Below are 12,352 nucleotides of genomic sequence, written 5' to 3' on the forward strand. Positions count from 1 at the left end.
GTGCTCGCGATTGTATCAGGCGGCAAAAAATATGTGTTTGCAAAGCTGTTTTACTGGCGCTGAATCAAGGAGACAAAAAAGAAAATATCAGCGTGTCGGTGTCACCTTCTTTCCACGCGTGCGAACGTAATGCTCCGTCATTGAAACATTGCCGTGGCCCAACAGAGCTTGAGCTGACCTCAAATCATCGGATGATTCTTTGTCGGTTGCCGCTTTGGCTCGCAGGTCGCGAAACTGGAAATCATTTTTCTTGATTCCTGTGGCGTCACGTGCGCGGTCAAATCTGAACCGTAGTGCCGCTTGCCCCAAAGGCTTGCCGTGTTCGTCGACGATCAACCGAGTTGACCTTGGATTGTGCGCGGTCTTTCTTAGGGAAAGCTCACCAAGTAACTTTGCGAGTTCGCCGACCACTTCAATGGCCGGAATACGCGTTCTGGCTCGCCACCGGCCTGACGGATGCTGCCAACGGGCATGTGTCGCCACCTATGCGCGCAGAGATTCGATCAAGTAGCTCCCGTCGTAGCCAGCGGCACGCAACTCCTCCTACATCTGCGTTGCAGTCCGCCGATCCCGTTTCGGCCGGCGTGAGTCAGCAATCAACCACTGACGCAGTTGCTCCGCCCAAGCGTCGATGACACTCTTGCTTGCACGTTTCGGATACTTTGGCTCGCCAGTGGATGGCTCTCGAAGCCATCGTCGAATCGTGTTTCTGGACAGCCCTGTACGTCGAGAAATGTCCCGGAGAGGGACGCCATCGCGGAAGTGCATCCGCCGTATTTTGGCCAACATGCTCACCGTAATCACTCCGGTTCTCCTGCTTGGCGTCCCAAGCAGGTATTCGAACATGTGGGTCAATTTTCGATGAAAAAACTTGCTGCAAACGGGTCACTTTTGGTCGGCTATCAACATATACGCAACAGATATGTGACCCTTTTATCTGGCTGAGTGCTAAACACAAAATCACAAATCTGGCGACTGGACCGTTGCATCCTGGTCAGGATATCGGACCTCACCACGGGCTGAACTTTGAGCATACAATTTCCCGAGAACCAAGCACAATCTCCCTAAATGTATGTTCAAAAACCGCCTGCCGCCGACGCTCAGAAAAATTGGATTCACGGTAGTAACGTCCGATAAGCGCGGTTTTTTTGAGCGAGCAGACCCAATCGCTAGACATCCGATCACCTTGACGATCGTTGCGTTCATATTTTCTGGACTCGTTGGAACATGGCTTTCTGAGCGTTATCAACAGGAGCAGCGTCAACAGGAAGCAATGCGGAAAAATATGGATGAAGTTCGTCTGTCAATTGATACAACAAATCAGGCATTTGACGAATTTCTCGACGCGGCGTCAACATTGAGCGACGATTTAACGTCGGGCGCAGACGATAAGCGCGTTGAGGAGGATCGAGAGGTTTTTTTTAAGGCGAAGCGGAGCCTTAACAGTAAGCTGGCAATTGAGACTCCTCGCATACGACAGGCCATGCCCCTTGGGATAGGTGGTGCGTTCGAGCTTAGTACTAGCCTTATGCGTATCGGTGCCGCGCGAATTACGGATTGTATTAATTACGGGAAGGTGGTCGATGTTATAAGTGCCGGGGTGACTCGGAAAAAAGTTGAATGCCAAAACGCTAGTAAAATTTTCTCTATCAAGTATGTCGATGAGCAGATCGCCAAGGTAACAATATGTGTCGCGGAATTTTATTATGCTGTTCGCCCTAGTCCATTTGATGATCTTCATCCTGAGCGGATCGTTAATAATGTTGGTCGGGCTGTCGGCGGCATTGGTTCGACCTGCAATGGTGTGACAATGTTGGGTTTGTCTTATGACCAAACATACGGGAAATATAAAACCCCCAGCCGGGGAGGTGAATTGGCTAATTGACAACTCCGATACGTTGTTTGGCGATCTGTTTGAAAAAAGAGAGTGAACAGATTTTCGATTCTGCCGGTGATGCCGATCCTCGGTTCGATGGTCCGAAACCGTCCGAGCGCCGGCGCGGAGGGGCCGCGTGCTGTTCTACAACCAAAGTTGACGCCTTGTCGGCACTGCGTTTCAGCGCTCCCCTTGCGGCGTCTATGTAGAATGAATTTTCATCTAACACCTTGATTTTCCAATATTCATCCGGAGCTTTGTAATCATCAGGTGGCGGGTTCGAGTCCTGCAGCCGCACCACATTGAACGAAGGGCCGGGAGATTTGTTCTCCCGGCCCTTCGTCTTTTCTGGCGCACTTCTCGCGTCTCGAGAGAATCAATTCGGCTGCACTATTGCGTCTGACCAACGCATGCAGAAGAGCAAGTAGGGTTCTCGGATGTCCAGGATTGCGTTGTCGTTGTCCGATTCGAACAGAACTTTGGGTTGCCCATCGCTCGCGCATCGGGCTATGTGACGACAAGCTCTCGACGTGCTCGAACCCGACGGCGTTAAACCTACGCCAATGCGTCCGATGCGGTTGAGCAATTGCGAAAGGCAAAGCGAAGCCGGGGCGGCTCCACGAACAGTTCACGCAGGACTGACGCAGTTTTTCGATTCTGCTCGAAGTCCATGCTCGACGTGCGACCACGCATATCAGTTGCAGCACGCTCCCTGTGGTGGACGGCTGCCGTCGTTTCGCCCCCGTTTCGCTGTCACGCCCGCGTCACGGTGCACCCCTAACGTTACGTTCCCGTCGCGGCGACCTTGCCCGATCGCGACCGCGCAACCTGCAGGCGACGACGTGCCCGCGTCGCAGGCAGACCACCGGGATCTCGCTCCCGGCGCTGCAGCGATCATGCATCGCGCCATTTCCTTCGAAAACACGATCGACGCCGGTTCGGACCGGATCGCGGACGATCAGGAGACACGAACCATGCTGAGCCCGCATGAATTCTCGATGCTGCTGCGCATTGCACGTGCGCCGGACAGTGTCGATCAATCGAATCCCGCTTTCGCCGTGCTGGTCGAGAAGCGGTTGGTGGACCCGACGCAGGTGCGCGTGAATGCGGTGGCCGTGCGTCCGGCGCTGACGCCGATCGGCCAGATGCTGCTCGCGCGCTTCGACGAAGCGGCTTGAGGAGACGCGTCACGCCTTCGTCGACATGACCGGCGCGACGCGTCGAAGCGCCCGATCGCTTACTGCGCGACCGGCACCGTCACGTCGCTGCCGAACCAGTGCGTCGAGATCTTCTTCAGCGTGCCGTCCTTGCGCAGCGACTCGAGCGCGTCGTTGATCGCCTTCTCGAACTTCGGGTTGCCCTTGCGGAACGGGATCGCCATTTCCTGCTTGCCGCCGTTCAGCACCGCCCCCGCGCGCAGCGGCAGGTTCGACGTCTTGATCATGTACGGCAGCATCAAGCGGTCGTCGAGCGTCGCCTCGATGCGGCCCGCGGCGAGATCGCGCAGCTTCTCCGGCGCGCCCGGATACGTCTGCACCTCGATACCCGGCACGGTGCGCGCCATCTGGTCGTAGTTGGTGCCGAGCGTCACGCCGAGCTTCTTGCCCTTGAAATCGTCGAGCGACTTGAAGTTGCGCGTGTCGTCCTTGCGCTGGATCAGCTGCGCGGCCGAGTACGTGTACGGTTCGCTGAAGTCGAGTGCTTCCTTGCGCTGCGGCGTGATCGTGACCTGGTTGACGATCACGTCGAACTTGCCGGCCTGCAGGCCGGCGATGATGCCGCTCCATTCGGTCGGGATGAACTGCGTCTTCACGCCGAGCTTGCCGGCGACGGCGTTCGCGACGTCGACGTCGAAGCCCTCGAGCTGGCCGGACGTGCCGCGCGAATTGAACGGCGGATACGTGCCCTCGAGGCCGACGCGCAGCACGCCGGCTTTCTTCACGGAATCGAGCAGGTCGTCCGCGTGCGCGGCGACGGCCGTGAAGCCGAGGGCCGACGCGAGCAGCAGGCCCGACAACAGGAACTTCGAACGTTTCATCGCAGATCTCCAGTGTGCAGCGTGGGGTAATGAGCGCCGGGCGCGGTCGGGCCCGGCTGAGCCGAAATACGGGCACGTAGACACTACTCGCAACCGTGCCTTACCGGAAGTCGAAGTGGCCCTGATTGCAATCGATTTCACGAAAAACCGGTGACGTGCTCGCGCAGGCCGAATAATCTGACGAAAATAGTGCGCCGGAGGGCGCCGAAATCATCGGGCCGGGAGCAGATCGACATGGATTTCAGTTTTTTCGCCGAGGTCGCGGCTTACACGTTCGAGGACGGCGTTCATGTCGTCGGCGTGGCGGATCGCGACCCGCCGACACACTACGTGATCCTGCAGCGCGGTGCCGAAGACGACGAACGAGACGAGGCGCTCGGCCTCGGCACGTATCACATGGAAGTGTGCGAGAGCGGGGTGGCCGGCTACGGCGGTGTCGAGTCCGTCTCGTTGCGTGGAGAAATGCTGAATATCCAACTGGCGCCGGATGCGCGATGGGCGCAAGGGCTGGCGCGGGTCACGATCGTGGTGCGCGCGACGGACGGACTGGAACACGTGAAGCAGGGGTTGGCGGCGGTTTTTGCGGGAACACCGGTCACGCTGCGCATCGACTGACGCGCGCGCGGAGGCGGGCGCGCCGGGAATTGGCATAATCACGGCCTGCCGCGGGTCGCGCGCGGCCGATGCAACGCAATCAATCCGGATACCACCGCAATACCCATGTCGCTCGATTCACCTAGCGCAGTGTCGCTGCACCATATTCTCGAACGTCCCGGCGATTTCTCCGGGTGGCTTTACCTGCCGCCGATGCCGTGGACGCTCGACACCGAGGGCGCGTTTTTCGAAGATGCCGATGACGCGCAAGCGGACGTTGCGTCTGCCATCGCGGCCCGGCCTGGCTGGAAGGTCACGCTGGACAGCGCGACGATCGAGGACATCGTGATCAACGCGCACGATCAGGTCGACGAGCCGAGCGTCGCGCAATTGCTCGACGCGTTCGTTTTCTACGTCGAGAACGACGCGTTCATCCTGTTATGACGACGAGCCGGCGAATGCGAACGACGATCGTGATCGAGGAAGCGATCGTCGGCAACCGGTCGCACGTGACGGAAGCGCCGTGCGACGATCCCGCGCTGGCGATCGCGGCCGTCGAACGACTGAATGGCCGCGATCGCTCGACCGTCGCCTTCGACGCGAGCGACGCAACGGTGATGACGATCGGCGGTGGCCACGACGGTCGATACGTCGTCTTCATCGCATCGGAGATCGACGCAGCGTTGCTGACCCTGACGACGCCCGAGGCGCCGGCAGATGAAACGATCGAACTCGTGGCAGGCGGGCAGCGAGGCACCTATCCGGCGCGGCAGTGCGTTGACCGCGCGACGGCGGCGCAGGCGGCTGCCCATTTCGTATCGACCGGCGGCGCCGATCCGCGGTTGTGCTGGCAACCCGGCTGACTCGCCGCAAGACAGGAAGAAAACGAACATGGCCGACGATCCGGCAGCGCTGCGCGCACAACAGGATGCCGTTTGCGCACGTTACGGGCTGCATGCCGTCGAACCGGAAGACATGGTTGCCGTCGCGCTGTCGACGCTCGGGCGCATGCCCGTCTACGGCACGCGCATCGCGCTGTCCGAAGGCGACAACGTCGGCTGGTTCTTCCATTGCGGCGAATACAGCGACGCCGCCGACTTCTATCAGCCCGTGCACGCCGCGCACTTGTCGACCTGCCTGCCATGGGTTCTGCCTTATCTGCGGTTGCCGCCAGGCGCACGCTTCATCATCGACGATGCCGGCTACGAAGACGTCTGGATGGCGTGACGAATCGGTACGCCGTCGGTCTTCTTCAGTTGTCCGGACAAAGCCGACAGAAGCGAAAAAGGACCGCCAAGCGGTCCTTTTCCCATGAAACGGCGTTCGAAAAACGTATGCCCGTTACGGCAGCGAAATCGTCAAATTAGCCGACTCCGGCCCGACCTTGATCACCTGCGAATAGGGCGCGAGCGTCTGCAGCGTCTTGTCCTTCAGATACGTGTTGAGCCCGATGAACGCGAGCAGCGCGACGAGCGCGAAAACCGCCCCGATCGCCCAGACCGGCACCTCGCGCTTCAGCCGATGCGCGATCTGATCGGGCAGCGGCCAATGCGGCGCGAACGGCGCGCGCTTGCCCTTCATGTGGGCGATCTCGTCGCCCAGCCGCGCGGTCAGATACGCGAGCTTTTCCGGCCCCTCGAGCAGGTACTTGCCCTGGAAGCCGAGCAGCAGGCACATATGGAACACCTCGAGCGACTGCAGTCGGGCCGCACCCTGCGCACGACCTTCCTCGAGATACTGAAAGAACTTCTCGCCCGCGAGTTGCTCGCCGAACAGCACGAGCTGCAGCGGCCGGCGTTCCCAGTCGGTCCGGATCTTGAACTGCGACGACAGCACCATCTCGTCGATGGCCGCGCAGAACGCGAACTTCGCGCCGTACACGTCCTCGGCGGCGATGTTCAGCTTCTTCGCGCCGCGCTCGAAATCCGACAGAAATTCCTGGATCCGCGTGCTGAACTCGCTGGCGCTGTCCGGCTCCCGCCCGTTCTTGAGCAGGAACAGCATGAAGAACCCGTCGTACAGCAGATCGAGCAGCGAGCGGGCCTGGAACGCGGAGTCCGTCGACGCGGGGCTATGCTGGGGCGGCGGCACGTTGTCGCCGAACAGGGAGGGCGCGTAGCTCATGATGTGACCGCGATCAGTTCGAATTTCAGGTCATTGATGCCAGTCGGCGCGTAGATCATCGCGGACTGGGCCTGCAGCATGCGCTCGTACAGCGGGCTGCGCGAATCGAGCGCGAAGTAGCACGCGCCGGGGCGCACCGGAATCGCGGGCGGCACCTGCGGCGTGTACGACAGCCGCACGCCGGGCATGGCCGACAGCACGAGCTTGTCGACGTCGTCGGGCGCACCGACCTTGAAGCGGGCCGGCACCGCATCGACGAGCTCGACGCTCGGCATGTCCGCCGATACCGCGAGGTAGAACTCGGTCTTGTCGTCGATCTTGCCGGAATCGAGGCGGCCGAGGTGGAACGACGGGCGCACCTCGTCGAGCGTGATCGCAAAATAGCGCGTCGAGATCACGGTGTCGAGCAATTCGCGCAGCATCAGGTCGAGACGCGCGAAGCTCGGCCCGGGATCGTCGTGGCGGTACACGGGCAGGTCGGCGAGCGTATAGCCCTTCGAGAACGTCATCAATTGACCGGCGAGGCGCAGCAGTTCGTGGAACAGCCGCTCCGGATGCAGCGCCGCGTGCTGGTGCAGGTGCGCGAGCGTCGCGAACGCGGCGTTCGCGGTGTGCAGCAGCCAGAACGACGCGATGTCGCCGGAGCGGAATTCGATGATGTTCTTCGACGGCTCGCGGTGAAAGCCGTACAGCGCGTTCACCTTCGCCTGCAGTGCGTCGACCAGTTGGCGCAGCCGCTGGTGCAGGATCGGCGACGCTTCGATCGCGAGGCAGGGCGGCACGAAGCTGTCGTCGATCTCGAAACCGGACGTCGCGGTGCGGCGCACGCGCACGAGCGGCACGGACAGCAACTGGTCGCGCGGCTCGCTGTGCGCGATCAGCTTGACCTGCGTCTTCAGGAACGTGATGTCGGCTTCGGCGGCGTCGGTGAAGTTGTCGGCGACGCTCGTCTGCTCGCTGACGAACCGCGTCATGAAGCCGGCGGCCGGATCGTCGCTGTAGTTGGTGCCGTTCTCGCGCAGCGGGTGCAGCGCGAGATAGAACACGAATTCGTTGATGCCGTCGGGCAACGTATCCAGCGCGATCGGCGGCGGCAGATCGTCGGCCTGCGGCGCGGCATACAGCGCGCCGTCCGGGAACACGAGCGCGAGCTCGGCCACCCGCAGCACGTTGCTGCCGAGCGCGTCGCGGTCGATGCGCACCGAGCGCACGCCCCAGTTGTACGGCTGGATCGCCTGGATGGACTCGAACAGGCGCGCCTCGTGGTACGCGTCCTGCCGCTGAAAGTGTTGAGGCCGGAGGAACAGCCCTTCCCCCCACAGCACCTTGGCCGAATAACTCATGTCAAATCCGGTTAATGTGGCGTTGCGATGTAATCGATTTGTTCGTGCCCGAATTAAATCGCCAATTGTTAACTCTTGTTAATTGACATTCGTGCGTCATGTTTAACCGCAGGAGACCGAAGAAAGCATATTCAGCGGTTGCGACGGCGCACCCTGCTGCGGAGCGATGACCGTACCGTCGGTGACCGTCATCGCGCAATTATGCAGGCCGACGATTATGCCGGATTTCTCCGACTTCACCGGATCGAACGTCAGTTTCCATCGTTGTATTGCGGGATCGCGGAACAGCGCGACGATGCCGAATGCCTGCGCTTCACGCGACACCTTCTCGGTTGCCGTATAGCGCTGGCCCGGAATCAGCGTGATTTCGCGCACATTCAGCAGATCGGCGCCGAGTGCGGCTTTTTCCTTGGTCGGATCGGTAAATGCGTCGAACGGCGCTTGCTGGAACGAGGTCGGGTCCTTCAGCGCATAGAGCCGGACGACGAGCGCGAGCGGCTTGTGGTCGGTCGCGGCATTCAGGTTCGGCGCGGCGGCCAGCGTGAGGCCGATGTTGCGCGGCGGCTTCTGCGCGTCGGGCACCTCGGGCTTGCCGATGCCGGCCGCGGACATCACGGCGCTGGCGGCCGAGCCGAGCAGCGGGGCGGCCGCGCATCCGGCCAGAAGGGCGCACGCAACCAGCGGCAGCGCGTAGCGAATCATGGACGATCTCATCGTTTTTCCGGCGTGCCGCCTTTATCCCTGTCAAAACTGCCGGGATATTGCCGCGTTCGCTGCGTATCCCCGACATTGCATCGTTCAACTATTAAGCCCGCCCGCGCCAGGCAAGCGTTCGGAAATTTTTTCCGCCATCCGGGCGGCGGGTCGTGCGGCCAGTAAAACTTGCGCATTCCGGTCGAAAGGAAAAACCGCCGCGAGCCCGCGGCGAGAGGCCATTCGAGGGGGTAGCGCCCGGTTTTAAAAGGAATTACTCTTCACACGACGATTGAATTATGAAAAATTGATCGGTACTATACCCGCGCGCTTCTTGCAAAGCAAAAGAACCAGATTCTCAACGATTTAAAACTCACGCGCCGGTGGATATAACGATGAAAGACCGTCTGTTCGCAAAACTGTCTGGGGTAGTGGTGGCTTGCGGCGTGATCGCCGGCTGTGCGAGCCAGCCTCCCGCGCCGCCGACTGCGGAAGTGTTCAACAAGTCGCTGGCCGATGCAGACGCCGTCGCGAAGGCGGGGGACCAGGACAAGGCGCTCGGCCTGTACCAGCAGCTCGCGAAGTCGGATCCGACGCGCGAGGAACCGTGGTCGCGCATCGCGCAAATCCAGTTCGCACAAAACCATTACGGGCAGGCGATCGTCGCCGCCCAGGAAGCGCTGCAGCGCGACGCGACCGATCGTCAGGCGAAGAGCGTGCTGGCCGTCGCCGGCCTGCGGATCGCGACGCAGTCGCTCGGCGAGCTGCGCCAGGACGCGTCGCTCGCGGGCGACGCGAAGTCCGACGCGCAGGCGCTCGCGAAGCAGCTGCGCGACACGCTCGGCGAATCGGCGTTGTTCCCGCCGGAAACGAAGGTCGCGAAACCGCGCCCGCCGCGCCGGGTCGTCCATCGTCCGAAGGGCGGTGCCGCACCGGCCGCCGAGGCGGCGGCGTCGACCATGCCGACGCCGCCCGCGGCGCAAAAGGGCAGCGCGGATCCGTTCGGCGCACTGCGCAACTGAAACCGCAACTGACGCGATAACCACAACTAACCTGGGAGCCGTCGAGATGGCCAAGAAAGAAAGCATTCAGAAAAGCTTGCAGAAAATACGGCCGCCGCGCGTCCAGCTGACCTACGAGGTCGAGAAGGGCGATGCGATCGAGGTGAAGGAACTGCCGTTCGTCGTCGGGGTCGTCGGCGATCTGGCGGGGCAGTCCGAAATCGAGCAGCCGAAGCTGCGCGACCGCAAGTTCGTCAATATCGACCGCGACAATTTCGACGACGTGATGAAGGCGATCGAGCCGCGTGCCGCGTTCCAGGTGGAAAACCGCCTGAGCCCGGAAGGCGGCAAGTTCGCGGTCGACCTGAAGTTCCGCTCGCTGTCGGATTTCAGCCCGGACCAGGTCGTCGAACAGGTCGAGCCGCTGCGCCGCCTGCTCGAGGCGCGCTCGAAGCTCGCCGACCTGCGCAACAAGCTCGCCGGCAACGACAAGCTCGAGGATCTGCTGTCCGAGGTGCTGAAGAACACGCAGCAGCTGCAGGAGCTCGCGAAGGGCACCGGCGGCGACAAAGACGGCGAATGACGACGGAGTGTTGAGATGAACCAGCAAACGGCTGCGGCCCAAGCGAGCGGCGCGGAATACGCCGCCGGGACTTCGTTGCTCGACGACATCGTCGAGAAGAGCAAGGTCGCGAAATCCGATTCCGAGCATGCGCGTGCGAAGGACCTGATCGGCGAACTCGTGCACCAGGTGCTCGACGGCACGGTGATCGTGTCGGACAACCTGTCGGCCACGATCGACGCACGCGTCGCGGAACTCGACCGCCTGATTTCCACGCAGCTTTCCGCCGTGATGCACGCGCCGGAATTCCAGCGCCTCGAAAGCACGTGGCGCGGGATGGACTATCTGGTCAAGGAAAGCAACACGGGCCAGACGATCAAGATCAAGGCGCTGCACGCACCGAAGCGCGACCTCGTGCGCGACTTCAAGGGCGCGAGCGAGTTCGACCAGAGCGCGCTGTTCAAGAAGGTCTACGAAGAGGAATTCGGCACGTTCGGCGGCTCGCCGTTCGGTGCGCTGATCGGCGATTACGAGATCTCGCGCCAGCCGGAAGACATGTACTTCATCGAGCAGATGTCGCACGTCGCGGCGGCCGCGCATGCGCCGTTCATCGCGTCGGCGTCGCCGGAACTGCTCGGTCTCGAGTCGTTCGCCGACCTCGGCAAGCCGCGCGACCTCGGCAAGGTGTTCGATACCGTCGAATACGCGAAGTGGAAGTCGTTCCGCGACGCCGAGGATTCGCGCTACGTCGGCCTGACGCTGCCGCGCTTCCTCGGCCGCCTGCCGTTCAATCCGAAGGACGGCCAGACCGCGGAGAACTTCAACTTCGTCGAGGAAGTCGACGGCACCGATCACGACAAATACCTGTGGTGCAACGCGGCATGGGCCTTCGCGGCGCGCCTGACGGCCGCGTTCGACGACTTCGGCTGGTGCGCGGCGATCCGCGGCGTCGAAGGCGGCGGCCTCGTCGAGGATCTGCCGACCCACACGTTCAAGACCGACGACGGTGAAGTCGCGCTGAAGTGCCCGACCGAGATCGCGATCACCGATCGCCGCGAGAAGGAGCTGAGCGACCTCGGTTTCATCCCGCTCGTCCATTGCAAGAATTCAGATTACGCCGCGTTCTTCGCTGCGCAATCGGTGCAGAAGCCGAAAAAATACAGCACCGACAGCGCGAACGCGAACGCCGTCCTGTCCGCCCAGCTTCAGTACATCTTCTCGGTATCGCGCGTCGCGCACTACCTGAAGGCGATGATGCGGGACAAGATCGGCAGCTTCGCATCGGCGCAGAACGTGGAGACTTTCCTCAACCGGTGGATTTCGCAATACGTCCTGCTCGACGACAACGCCTCGCAGGAACAGAAAGCGCAATTTCCGCTGCGCGAGGCATCCATACAAGTGTCGGAGATTCCGGGCAAGCCGGGCTCGTATCGTTCGGTCGCGTTCCTGCGTCCGCACTTTCAGCTCGACGAACTCTCGATTTCTCTGCGACTTGTCGCTGATCTGCCCAAACCGGCAAATTCATAAGCGAGTAAATCGCCCGGGCGGGCCGCCTGGGTAGGACGTTAAAACCACCTCTTTGGGGAGTCGAAGGGCCATGTTACATATGCACTTGCAGTTTGGTAGTCCCGCGGTGAAGGGCGAGTCCGCGGACAAAGACCATCAGGGCTGGATCGAACTGAAATCGTGGGATCACTCGATCATTCAGCCGCGTTCGGCAACCGCATCGACCGCTGGCGGTCACACGATGACGCGTTGCGAGCACGGCGACATGATCTTCACGAAGGAAATCGATTCGTCGAGCCCGCTGCTGTATCAGCACGCTTCGGGCGGTACCACGTTCGACGAAGTGACGGTCCATTTCTCGCGCGCGGACGGTGAAGGCAAGCGCGTGCAGTATCTGGAAGTCAAGCTCAAGTACGTGATCATCTCGAGCATCGCGCCGAGCGTTCGCGAGGAAGGTCTGCCGCTCGAGACGTTCTCGCTGAAGTACGCAGCCGTGCAGTGGAAGCAAACCCAGCAGAAGATCGGCGGCAACCAGGGCGGCAACACGCAAGGCGCCTGGAGCCTGACGAAGAACGACAAGACCTACGCGGTCTAAGGTCGGTTGCGGCAACGGGG

At 61.4% G+C, this 12,352-nt stretch carries 15 protein-coding genes and 1 pseudogene; 10 read left to right on the forward strand and 6 right to left on the reverse strand.

Going from position 1 to position 12,352, the window contains the following annotated elements:
- Positions 1-87 precede the first annotated feature (87 nt).
- Positions 88-483 carry a tyrosine-type recombinase/integrase gene (locus WS54_RS15055; protein ID WP_082725024.1) on the reverse strand — a complete coding sequence of 132 codons (396 nt, stop codon included), beginning with the start codon at positions 481-483 and terminating at the stop codon, positions 88-90.
- 63 nt (positions 484-546) lie between these two features.
- Positions 547-795: pseudogene (locus tag WS54_RS15060) on the reverse strand (helix-turn-helix domain-containing protein); the annotation flags it as partial.
- 277 nt (positions 796-1,072) lie between these two features.
- Between WS54_RS15060 and WS54_RS33660 the strand changes: the two are divergent.
- Both WS54_RS33660 and WS54_RS15065 read left to right on the forward strand, forming a co-directional pair.
- On the forward strand, positions 1,073-1,885 hold the full coding sequence (locus tag WS54_RS33660) for a hypothetical protein (RefSeq protein WP_159086676.1): 813 nt from the start codon (positions 1,073-1,075) through the stop codon (positions 1,883-1,885).
- Positions 1,886-2,850: 965 nt separating this feature from the next.
- Positions 2,851-3,054, forward strand: a complete 204-nt coding sequence (locus WS54_RS15065) for a hypothetical protein (RefSeq protein WP_027783368.1) — start codon at positions 2,851-2,853, stop codon at positions 3,052-3,054.
- Between the two features lie 59 nt (positions 3,055-3,113).
- Here WS54_RS15065 and WS54_RS15070 read toward each other — a convergent pair whose 3' ends face one another.
- On the reverse strand, positions 3,114-3,914 hold the full coding sequence (locus tag WS54_RS15070; protein WP_011546588.1) for a transporter substrate-binding domain-containing protein: 801 nt from the start codon (positions 3,912-3,914) through the stop codon (positions 3,114-3,116).
- A 234-nt stretch (positions 3,915-4,148) separates the two neighbouring features.
- On the opposite strand from WS54_RS15070, the gene WS54_RS15075 reads away from it, so the two are divergent.
- From WS54_RS15075 to WS54_RS15090, 4 genes are all read left to right on the forward strand, one after another.
- Positions 4,149-4,529: an Imm10 family immunity protein gene (locus WS54_RS15075; protein ID WP_059780297.1), complete on the forward strand. Its 381-nt coding sequence runs from the start codon at positions 4,149-4,151 to the stop codon at positions 4,527-4,529.
- A 105-nt stretch (positions 4,530-4,634) separates the two neighbouring features.
- Positions 4,635-4,952 (forward strand): DUF7716 domain-containing protein, encoded by a 318-nt coding sequence (locus WS54_RS15080; protein ID WP_059780296.1) that lies wholly within the window; start codon positions 4,635-4,637, stop codon positions 4,950-4,952.
- 14 nt (positions 4,953-4,966) lie between these two features.
- Positions 4,967-5,371 (forward strand): Imm1 family immunity protein, encoded by a 405-nt coding sequence (locus WS54_RS15085; RefSeq protein WP_159086677.1) that lies wholly within the window; start codon positions 4,967-4,969, stop codon positions 5,369-5,371.
- 28 nt (positions 5,372-5,399) lie between these two features.
- The gene (locus tag WS54_RS15090) at positions 5,400-5,735 is read left to right on the forward strand and encodes an immunity protein Imm33 domain-containing protein (RefSeq protein WP_059780294.1); all 336 of its coding nucleotides are present in this window, start codon (positions 5,400-5,402) and stop codon (positions 5,733-5,735) included.
- 114 nt (positions 5,736-5,849) lie between these two features.
- On the opposite strand, the gene icmH is transcribed toward WS54_RS15090, so the two are convergent.
- From icmH to tssJ, 3 genes are all read right to left on the reverse strand, one after another.
- Positions 5,850-6,632: a type IVB secretion system protein IcmH/DotU gene (gene icmH, locus WS54_RS15095; protein ID WP_034209792.1), complete on the reverse strand. Its 783-nt coding sequence runs from the start codon at positions 6,630-6,632 to the stop codon at positions 5,850-5,852.
- Positions 6,629-7,975: a type VI secretion system baseplate subunit TssK gene (tssK, locus tag WS54_RS15100; protein ID WP_034209793.1), complete on the reverse strand. Its 1,347-nt coding sequence runs from the start codon at positions 7,973-7,975 to the stop codon at positions 6,629-6,631. The genes icmH and tssK overlap by 4 nt, the downstream gene beginning before the upstream one ends.
- A gap of 102 nt (positions 7,976-8,077) precedes the next feature.
- Positions 8,078-8,689, reverse strand: coding sequence for a type VI secretion system lipoprotein TssJ (tssJ, locus tag WS54_RS15105; protein ID WP_034209794.1), 612 nt, complete (start codon positions 8,687-8,689; stop codon positions 8,078-8,080).
- Positions 8,690-9,063: 374 nt separating this feature from the next.
- Between tssJ and WS54_RS15110 the strand changes: the two genes are divergently transcribed.
- From WS54_RS15110 to WS54_RS15125, 4 genes are all read left to right on the forward strand, one after another.
- Positions 9,064-9,690, forward strand: a complete 627-nt coding sequence (locus tag WS54_RS15110; protein ID WP_059780293.1) for a tetratricopeptide repeat protein — start codon at positions 9,064-9,066, stop codon at positions 9,688-9,690.
- A 46-nt stretch (positions 9,691-9,736) separates the two neighbouring features.
- Complete coding sequence (gene tssB / locus WS54_RS15115) at positions 9,737-10,252, forward strand: type VI secretion system contractile sheath small subunit (RefSeq protein ID WP_059780292.1); 516 nt, start codon at positions 9,737-9,739, stop codon at positions 10,250-10,252.
- 15 nt (positions 10,253-10,267) lie between these two features.
- The gene (tssC, locus tag WS54_RS15120) at positions 10,268-11,758 is read left to right on the forward strand and encodes a type VI secretion system contractile sheath large subunit (RefSeq protein ID WP_034209797.1); all 1,491 of its coding nucleotides are present in this window, start codon (positions 10,268-10,270) and stop codon (positions 11,756-11,758) included.
- A 70-nt stretch (positions 11,759-11,828) separates the two neighbouring features.
- Positions 11,829-12,332, forward strand: coding sequence for an Hcp family type VI secretion system effector (locus WS54_RS15125; RefSeq protein ID WP_059780291.1), 504 nt, complete (start codon positions 11,829-11,831; stop codon positions 12,330-12,332).
- Positions 12,333-12,352: the final 20 nt, after the last annotated feature.

The organism is Burkholderia sp. NRF60-BP8 (genome assembly GCF_001522585.2).
Taxonomy (GTDB): domain Bacteria; phylum Pseudomonadota; class Gammaproteobacteria; order Burkholderiales; family Burkholderiaceae; genus Burkholderia.

What these genes read in the sequence shown, in the direction of transcription:
- WS54_RS15080 (WP_059780296.1), top strand. Translation starts at nt 4,635, where the DNA reads ATGTCGCTCGATTCACCTAGCGCAGTGTCGCTGCACCATATTCTCGAA.
- WS54_RS15125 (WP_059780291.1), top strand. Translation starts at nt 11,829, where the DNA reads ATGTTACATATGCACTTGCAGTTTGGTAGTCCCGCGGTGAAGGGCGAG.
- WS54_RS15075 (WP_059780297.1), top strand. Translation starts at nt 4,149, where the DNA reads ATGGATTTCAGTTTTTTCGCCGAGGTCGCGGCTTACACGTTCGAGGAC.
- tssK (WP_034209793.1), bottom strand. Translation starts at nt 7,975, where the DNA reads ATGAGTTATTCGGCCAAGGTGCTGTGGGGGGAAGGGCTGTTCCTCCGG.
- icmH (WP_034209792.1), bottom strand. Translation starts at nt 6,632, where the DNA reads ATGAGCTACGCGCCCTCCCTGTTCGGCGACAACGTGCCGCCGCCCCAG.
- WS54_RS15065 (WP_027783368.1), top strand. Translation starts at nt 2,851, where the DNA reads ATGCTGAGCCCGCATGAATTCTCGATGCTGCTGCGCATTGCACGTGCG.
- tssC (WP_034209797.1), top strand. Translation starts at nt 10,268, where the DNA reads ATGAACCAGCAAACGGCTGCGGCCCAAGCGAGCGGCGCGGAATACGCC.
- WS54_RS15090 (WP_059780294.1), top strand. Translation starts at nt 5,400, where the DNA reads ATGGCCGACGATCCGGCAGCGCTGCGCGCACAACAGGATGCCGTTTGC.
- WS54_RS15085 (WP_159086677.1), top strand. Translation starts at nt 4,967, where the DNA reads ATGCGAACGACGATCGTGATCGAGGAAGCGATCGTCGGCAACCGGTCG.
- WS54_RS33660 (WP_159086676.1), top strand. Translation starts at nt 1,073, where the DNA reads ATGTTCAAAAACCGCCTGCCGCCGACGCTCAGAAAAATTGGATTCACG.
- tssJ (WP_034209794.1), bottom strand. Translation starts at nt 8,689, where the DNA reads ATGAGATCGTCCATGATTCGCTACGCGCTGCCGCTGGTTGCGTGCGCC.
- WS54_RS15070 (WP_011546588.1), bottom strand. Translation starts at nt 3,914, where the DNA reads ATGAAACGTTCGAAGTTCCTGTTGTCGGGCCTGCTGCTCGCGTCGGCC.
- tssB (WP_059780292.1), top strand. Translation starts at nt 9,737, where the DNA reads ATGGCCAAGAAAGAAAGCATTCAGAAAAGCTTGCAGAAAATACGGCCG.
- WS54_RS15110 (WP_059780293.1), top strand. Translation starts at nt 9,064, where the DNA reads ATGAAAGACCGTCTGTTCGCAAAACTGTCTGGGGTAGTGGTGGCTTGC.